General features: G+C 71.2%; 2 protein-coding genes. One reads left to right on the forward strand and one right to left on the reverse strand.

Annotation, left to right across the window (positions count from 1 at the left end; genetic code table 11):
- Positions 1–344: 344 nt before the first annotated feature.
- Positions 345–1610 (forward strand): SGNH/GDSL hydrolase family protein, encoded by a 1266-nt coding sequence (locus RIF68_RS32850; RefSeq protein WP_309055047.1) that lies wholly within the window; start codon positions 345–347, stop codon positions 1608–1610.
- 51 nt (positions 1611–1661) lie between these two features.
- On the opposite strand, the gene RIF68_RS32855 is transcribed toward RIF68_RS32850, so the two are convergent.
- Positions 1662–2998 (reverse strand): TRCF domain-containing protein (locus tag RIF68_RS32855; RefSeq protein ID WP_309055049.1); only part of this gene is annotated, 1337 nt, incomplete at its 5' end.

Raw genomic sequence — 2998 nt, forward strand, 5'->3', positions numbered from 1 at the left:
AGAAGCGCGGCGGCCACCAGCCCGACCGCCGCGGGTGTCCGCCGGAGTACGCCCGGATGCCTGCGTGTCTTCCGAGAGGTGCGCATCCGGCGATCCTAGGCGGGGACCCCAGGGTCCTTCAGCCCCCTTGGTGCCGAAACGGAGGGGCAGAAGGCTCCCGCCACCGCCCCGCACACCCCGGTGCCGCCGCGCGGGAGCCCGCCGCGTGCGCCTGCCGTCCCGGTCATCGCCCACAATGGGGTGTGCCCGGTCGGCGCGGGAACCGCGCAAGGTCTCCCGCTCGTTGATCCGGCCCGATGTCCACAACGGATTTCCCCACGGACAGGGACAGAACGGCGACACGGATGACCACGCACCAGACCTTCCGGCGGGTGACCGCCGCCCTCGTCACCCTCGTGACCACCGTCGCCCTGACGGCCTGCGGGAGCGAAGAACGAGGGACGGTGCCTCCGGGCGCCCCGGCGTCCGAACCGGCCTTCTGGCGGGGTGCCTGGGCGGCCTCACCCCAGGCACCGGGAACCAGCGCCGAGAACTGGTCCGCCGAGGGCTTCTCCGACCACACGCTCCGTCAGTCCGTCCGGGTCACCCTGGGCGGGGAACGGCTGCGGATCGAGCTGAGCAACCGTTACGGCACCCGGCCGCTTCGCATCGACGGCGCGACCGTCGCCCGTGCGGCGGGAAAGGGGGCGGTCGTCCCCGGTTCCGCCCGGCCCCTGACCTTCGACGGGGGCGGAACCGTCACGATCCCGGCGGGCGGGACCCTCCTCAGCGACGCCGCCGACCTCCCGCTCGACGCGTTCGACTCGGTCACCGTCACGCTCCGCCTCTCCGGAGCGACCGGCCCCGCCACCGTCCACCGCGTGGCCTCGGCCACCACTCACCGGGCCAAGGGCGACCACCTCTCCGACATCGACGGTTCGGCGTTCACGGAGACCGACGCCTCCTGGTACTTCCTCACCGGCGTCGAAATCCAGGGCTCCTCCCCGGACAGTCGCGCCGAGGGCGCCGTGGTCACCTTCGGGGACTCCCTCACCGACGGGACGCGCTCGACCCGGGACGCCAACCACCGCTACCCCGACGCCCTCGCCGAACGCCTCGCCGCCACCGGCCGCCCGCGCGCCGTCCTCAACCACGGCATCAGCGGAAACAAGGTCGTCCGTGACGGTGGCCCCTACGGCGAGAAGGCACTCACCCGCTTCGGGCCCGACGCCCTGACCGAACGGGGCGTCACCACCGTGATCATTCTGGAAGGAACCAACGACCTCGGCTACACCAGTGACCCCGAGGTGTCGGTCGACGAACTGATCGAAGGCCATCTGGCGCTGATCGGCAAAGCCCGGGCCCGCGGCCTCCGGGTCGTCGGCGCCACCCTTCCCCCGTTCAAGGGCTCCTCCCACTACAGCCCTCACAACGAGGCCCAGCGGGACGCCTTCAACGACTGGATCCGTACCTCGGGCGCGTACGACGCCTACGCCGACCTCGACCGGGCCCTGGCCGACCCGGGCGATCCGGACCGCATCCGTCCCGCCTACGACTCCGGCGACCGTCTCCATCCCAATGACGCCGGCTACCGCGCGATGGCCGAGGCGGTCGACCTCGACGTGCTCTGACCCGCGAGCACCGGGACGGTGCGGGGGCCGGCCCACCGGCCCCCGCCGCCCTCACGACCCCAGGATCGTCGTCAGGAACTCCCCCGTCCACGCCAGCAGTTCCCGCCCCACCACCGGCTTCCCGCCGATCTTGCCCGCCGTCGGGCGCGGGACCAGGATCTGGTGGACGGCCGGCTTGATCACCGTGCGCGGGTGGAGGCGCTTGAGACGGAGTTCCTGCGACTCGCGCAGCTCCACCGGGGCGAAGCGGATGTTCGGGCCCTGGAGGACGATCTCGCCGACTCCGCAGGCGCGGGCCAGCATCCGCAGGCCGGCGACGAGGAGGAGGTTCTCGACCGGTTCGGGGAGTTTGCCGTAGCGGTCGGTGAGTTCCTCCCGTACGGCCTTGATGTCCTCCTCCGAGTTGGCGGAGGCGATGGCCCGGTAGGCCTGGAGGCGCAGCCGCTCGCCCGGCGCGTAGTCGTGGGGGACGTGCGCGTCGACCGGCAGTTCGATCTTGACCTCCAGGGGCGCCTCCTCCTCCGCGCCGCCCTCCATCTGGGCCCGGTAGTCCGCGACCGCCTCGCCCACCATCCGTACGTACAGGTCGAACCCGACGCCCGCGATGTGACCGGACTGCTCGCCCCCGAGCAGGTTGCCCGCGCCCCGGATCTCCAGGTCCTTCATCGCCACGTACATGCCCGCGCCCATCTCCGTGTGCTGGGCGATGGTGGCGAGCCGCTCGTGGGCGGTCTCGGTGAGCGGCTTCTCCGGCGGGTACAGGAAGTAGGCGTAACCCCGCTCCCGGCCCCGGCCGACCCGGCCGCGCAGCTGATGGAGCTGCGACAACCCGAAGTTGTCACCGCGCTCCACGATCAGGGTGTTCGCGTTGGAGATGTCGATGCCGGACTCCACGATCGTGGTGGAGACCAGCACGTCGAACTTCTTCTCCCAGAAGTCGACCACGACCTGCTCCAGGGCCGACTCGCCCATCTGCCCGTGGGCGGTGGCGATCCGCGCCTCGGGCACGATCTCGCGCAGCCGGGCCGCCGCCCGGTCGATGGAGTCGACCCGGTTGTGGATGTAGAACACCTGGCCCTCGCGGAGCAGTTCGCGGCGGATCGCCGCGCCGATCTGCTTCTCCTCGTACGGGCCGACGAAGGTGAGGACCGGGTGCCGCTCCTCCGGAGGGGTGGTGATCGTCGACATCTCGCGAATGCCGGTGACCGCCATCTCCAGGGTGCGCGGGATCGGCGTGGCGGACATGGTGAGCACGTCGACGTTGGCGCGGAGCTTCTTCAGCTGCTCCTTGTGCTCGACGCCGAAGCGCTGCTCCTCGTCGACGATGACCAGACCGAGGTCCTTGAACTTCGTGTCGGAGGAGAAGAGGCGGTGGGTGCCGATGACGA

The organism is Streptomyces sp., assembly GCF_031178505.1.
In the GTDB taxonomy this organism is placed as follows: Bacteria; Actinomycetota; Actinomycetes; order Streptomycetales; family Streptomycetaceae; genus Streptomyces; species Streptomyces gulbargensis.